The 4,616-nt window shown below is 66.0% G+C and carries 5 protein-coding genes; all 5 read left to right on the top strand.

Features of this window, described 5'->3' with window-relative positions:
* Positions 1-51: 51 nt before the first annotated feature.
* A complete protein-coding gene (locus EN749_RS31055; RefSeq protein WP_128364585.1) occupies positions 52-1,566 on the top strand; it encodes a sugar ABC transporter ATP-binding protein in 1,515 nt (504 codons plus the stop codon).
* A gap of 9 nt (positions 1,567-1,575) precedes the next feature.
* Positions 1,576-2,544 carry an ABC transporter permease gene (locus EN749_RS31060; RefSeq protein WP_128364586.1) on the top strand — a complete coding sequence of 323 codons (969 nt, stop codon included), beginning with the start codon at positions 1,576-1,578 and terminating at the stop codon, positions 2,542-2,544.
* Positions 2,541-3,416 carry a MurR/RpiR family transcriptional regulator gene (locus EN749_RS31065; protein ID WP_127395752.1) on the top strand — a complete coding sequence of 292 codons (876 nt, stop codon included), beginning with the start codon at positions 2,541-2,543 and terminating at the stop codon, positions 3,414-3,416. The genes EN749_RS31060 and EN749_RS31065 overlap by 4 nt, the downstream gene beginning before the upstream one ends.
* Positions 3,413-4,306, top strand: a complete 894-nt coding sequence (locus EN749_RS31070) for a ribokinase (RefSeq protein WP_128364587.1) — start codon at positions 3,413-3,415, stop codon at positions 4,304-4,306. The genes EN749_RS31065 and EN749_RS31070 overlap by 4 nt, the downstream gene beginning before the upstream one ends.
* 102 nt (positions 4,307-4,408) lie before the next feature.
* Positions 4,409-4,616, top strand: a 208-nt coding sequence (locus EN749_RS31075; protein ID WP_145991069.1) for an AIR carboxylase family protein, incomplete at its 3' end; no start/stop codon positions are given.

Consider the following 4,616-nt stretch of genomic DNA (forward strand, 5'->3'; position numbering starts at 1 on the left):
GGTCAGGGCAATTCGCTTCTGACCGGCACCATGGCCCGGAGATAGATCCCGATGTCACCCAGGCTGCAATTCAAGGGGATTTCCAAGCTGTTTCCGGCCGTACGGGCGCTTGACGGCGTTTCGTTCTCGGTCGCGGCCGGTGAAATCCACGGCCTGCTCGGCGAAAACGGCGCCGGCAAGTCGACGCTGCTGCGCATACTGTCTGGCGTCTACAGGCCGACAGCGGGAAGCGTCCTCATTGACGGCAAGCCGGTTACACTCGCCAATCCGGTTGCCGCGCGCGCTGCGGGCGTCGCCATGATCCATCAGGAATTGCAGCAGGTGCCGCGCCTCAGCGTCGCCCAGAACATGTTCCTCGGCCATCCGCTGACACGAGGCGGCATCTTCGTCGCCAGCAGAGAGCAGGAGCGCCGCGCCGCCGAGGCTCTTGCAGCCATCGACCCTTCCATCGATCCAGCCGCCCCGCTCGGCACCCTGAAGGTGGCGCAGCGGCAGATTGTCGAGATTGCCAGGGCATTGCTCGATCGCGCCCGCATCGTCGCCATGGACGAGCCGACATCGAGCCTGACGCCGAGCGAATTCGAACGGCTCGCGCAAGTCATTACAGGTTTGGCGCGCGATGGCGTCGCCGTCGTCTATGTCTCGCACAAGCTGGATGAGGTGTTCGGCATCTGCCGGCGCGCCACCATCATGCGCGACGGCGTCGTCGTCGATTCCGTCGATCTGAAAGACCTGTCGGAGAAAGCGGTCGTGGCGATGATGGTCGGCCGCGAACTGGCGCAGGAACACCATAATTCCCATGCCACGAACAAGGTCATGCTGAGCGCGCGTGGCCTCTCCTCGGCGACGAAGGTGCGCAACGTGTCGTTCGATCTGCATCGCGGCGAGGTGCTGGGGATTGCCGGCCTGGTCGGTTCCGGCCGAACTGAACTTTTGCGGCTCCTGGCCGGCGCCGATCGCGCCACGGCCGGCACCATTGCAATCGACGGCAAGGCGGCGCGCTTCGCCGGCCCGCGCGATGCGATTGCCGCCGGCATCGGCATGGTGCCGGAGGAGCGCAAGCGCGAAGGCATCGTGCCGCTGCGCTCGATCACCAGCAACATGGCGCTGGCCTCGATGAACGTATTCGCGCCGCGCGGCGTCATCGATCACACCAGGCTGAAACAGGTGGCGGTCGACAGGATGAGCCGCGTCAATCTGCGCCCGTTCCTGCTCGACCGGCCAATCCGCCTGTTCAGCGGCGGCAACCAGCAGAAGGCGATCATCGGCCGCTGGCTGGCCGCGGGAACGCGCATCCTCTTGTTCGACGAACCGACACGCGGCATCGATGTCGGCGCCAAGGCGGAGATCTATCATCTGATCGAGGAACTCGCCGCCGAGGGCCATGCCGTGATCGTCGTCTCCTCCGAACTCCCCGAAGTGATCCGGCTTGCCGACCGCGTGCTGGTCATGCGCGACGGCACGATCGCGGCCGAACTCCACAGAGACGATATCAGCGAACAGGCGATCGCGGCGCACGCCATCCCGCAAACGCAAACGCCGGCCGCGCAACAGGCAAGGCAGTAGGTGACGGATATGTCGGATACCACTCTGGTGCGGCCACGCGCCGAATTCCTGCGCGGCGTTTCCATGCGCGACGCCGGCACGCTGATCGGCCTTGTCGTGATCCTGGCAGTATTCGGCGCGCTGGTGCCCGGCTTCTTCGCCGAGCGCAACCTGATCAACATCCTGCAGCAGTCGAGCATCAATGCCTGTCTGGCGCTGGGCATGACGCTGGTCATCATCTCCGGTGGCATCGACCTGTCGGTCGGGCCGACGGCGGCACTCTCGGCCGTCATCTCGGCCTCTATGATGGTCGCCGGCGTGCCGTTTCCGTTGGCCATCGCCGCCGGCTTCGCCATTGGCCTTGCCTGCGGCCTCGTCAACGGCGTGCTCGTCGCCTATGTCGGGCTGCAGCCCTTCATCGTCACGTTGGGAACGCTCAGCACCTATCGGGCGCTGGCGCTGATCTACACCGGCGGCAATCCGGTCCTCGGCCTGCCCGCCGACTTTCGCGCCATCTTCAGCGGATCGCTGTTTGGACTGCCTCTGGCGGTCATCATCGTCGCCTGCGTGGCTGTCGTCGCCTGGGTGGTTTTGAAGAAGACGCCCTTCGGCGAATATCTGCTTGCCGTCGGCGGCAACGAGGAGGCGGCCTACATCGCCGGCGTGCCGATTGCCCGCACCAAGATCGCCGCCTACATGATCTCAGGCCTGCTGGCGGCGCTTGCCGCGCAGATCCTGGTCGGCCGGCTCGGCGCCGCCGAGCCCATCCTCGGCAATCTCTGGGAACTCGACGCCATCGCGGCTGCCGCCATCGGCGGCGCCTCGCTGATGGGCGGCAAGGGCAGCATCGTCGGCACCATCCTTGGCGCCGTCATCCTCGGCGCTATGCGCAACGGTTTGACGCTGATGAACGTCCAGTCCTTCTATCAGCTTCTGGCAACTGGTCTTATAATCCTCGCCGCGATGCTTATCGATCGCGTGACGAGGGGGCGTGGATGACCTTGAGCGGGCTGGACCTGAAAGCGGTAGGACCGCGGATCCGCATGATGATGCCGCATCTCACTCCGTTGGAGGCGAAGGTGGTGGAAACCGTCTTCGGCCGGCGCGGCTTCGACGAGAGCATTCCGCTGAAACAGATCGCCGAAGAGTCCGGCGTGTCCGAGGCGATGGTGGTCAAGATCGCCAAGAAGCTGGGCTTTTCCGGCTATCGCGACTTCCGCACCGCCGTCTATGAATACAGTCGCCTGCCGACCGCCGACATGCACCAGGAACTGTCATCCGACGACAGTTCGGCCGAGATCGTGCAAAAAGTCTTTCGCACCTCCATCCAGGCGCTGGAGGAGACGCTGGCGATCCTCGACATCGAGGATTTCGACCGGGCCGCCGAGCTGCTCTTCCGTGCCAAGAACCGGGATTTTTATGGCGTCGGCGGCTCGGCGCAGATCGCCCGCGATGTCTCGCACAAGTTTCTGCGCATCGGCATCCGCGCATCCGTCTATGACGATTCGCATATGATGCTGATGTCGGCCTCGCTGCTCGGCGGCGACGACATCGCCGTCGGCTTCTCGCATTCGGGCAACACGTCGGCCGTCATCGACGCCATCCAGCTGGCCCGCAAGAACGGTGCCCGCACGCTGGCCATCACCAACTACGACAACTCGCCGCTGGCTGCGGTCGCCGACATCGTGCTGTGCTCGACCGCGCAAGGCTCGCCGCTGATGGGCGAGAACGCAGCGGCGCGCATTGCCCAGCTCAACATCCTCGACGCGCTGTTCGTGGCGGTGGCCCAGCGCGACTACCAGGCGGCGGAGCGCAACCTCGGCCGCACCATGTCGGCGGTGACATCGAAACGAAAAGACCGGGGCTCATGACGACATCGCCGCTGGTCACCGTGTTCGGCAGCCTGCATTACGATATCATGGTCGACGCGCCCGACCGCCCGCGCAAGGGCGAGACGGTGACCGGCCATGCCTGGCACCCGAAATGCGGCGGCAAGGGCGGCAACCAGGCTGTCTCGGCGGCGCGGGCCGGCGTGCGCGCGGCGATGATCGGCGCCGTCGGCGACGATGATTTCGGGCGGGCGTTGCTGGCCAACCTCGATCGCGCCAAGGTCGACCACCGCTTCGTGCGGGTGGCCGCTGGCGCCGGCTCCGGCATGAGCGTGGCGATCTTCGACGCGGGCGGCGACTATGGCGCGGTGATCGTCTCGGGCAGCAATCTGACACTGGGCCATGCCGACATTGCCTCTGCTTCCGATGTGATGGTCCAAACGGCAGTGCTTTTGTTGCAGAACGAAGTGCCGGAAGCCGGCAACATTGCCGCCGCACGCGCCGTCAAAGCACGGCGCGGCCGCGTCGTGCTCAACGCGGCCCCCGCGCGCAAACTCTCCGACGAGTTGATCGCGCTGGTCGACATATTGGTGGTCAACGCGATCGAGGCTGAATTCCTGGCTGGCACAGCAGTGGTCGAGACGCTGGACGGGGCCGCGCAAGCCGCACGGCTGCTGGCCGATCTTTATCCGGTGGCGATTGTCACGGCGGGCGGCGAGGGCGTCGCCTGCTGCGACCAGACCGGCGAGGCCTTCGCGCTGCCGGCCGTCCCGGTCAAGGTCGCCAGCACGCATGGCGCCGGCGATGAATTCGTTGGCGCGCTGGCCGCGGGACTTGCCCGTGGGCAGACCATGCGGGCGGCCATCACCGCCGCCAACGCGGCTTCGGCCTTGCTGGTCTCGACGCCAGAGGCCGAGCGCGACGGCATCTGACAGGCTGGTTTCCGTCTTGCCAGACCGCCGCGGCCGCCGCCTATCCTTGCGGCCCCGCGCGAATTCCGCTAAGGCGCGCCTTTGTCGCCGGGGAACACGGACTTGGACGATCAACGCGCCGACGTCGCCATCATCATGGGCAGCCAGTCCGACTGGGCGACGATGCGCCATGCCGCCGAAACGCTGGAAGCACTCGGCATCCCGCACAAGCGGCTGATCATCTCCGCGCATCGCACGCCGGACCGGCTCTATGATTTCGCCAAGGGCGCCAAGGCAGCCGGTTATCAGGTGATCATCGCCGGCGCCGGCG

The organism is Mesorhizobium sp. M7A.F.Ca.ET.027.02.1.1 (genome assembly GCF_004022985.1).
In the GTDB taxonomy this organism is placed as follows: Bacteria; Pseudomonadota; Alphaproteobacteria; order Rhizobiales; family Rhizobiaceae; genus Mesorhizobium.

What these genes read in the sequence shown, in the direction of transcription:
- EN749_RS31055 (WP_128364585.1), top strand. Translation starts at nt 52, where the DNA reads ATGTCACCCAGGCTGCAATTCAAGGGGATTTCCAAGCTGTTTCCGGCC.
- EN749_RS31060 (WP_128364586.1), top strand. Translation starts at nt 1,576, where the DNA reads ATGTCGGATACCACTCTGGTGCGGCCACGCGCCGAATTCCTGCGCGGC.
- EN749_RS31065 (WP_127395752.1), top strand. Translation starts at nt 2,541, where the DNA reads ATGACCTTGAGCGGGCTGGACCTGAAAGCGGTAGGACCGCGGATCCGC.
- EN749_RS31070 (WP_128364587.1), top strand. Translation starts at nt 3,413, where the DNA reads ATGACGACATCGCCGCTGGTCACCGTGTTCGGCAGCCTGCATTACGAT.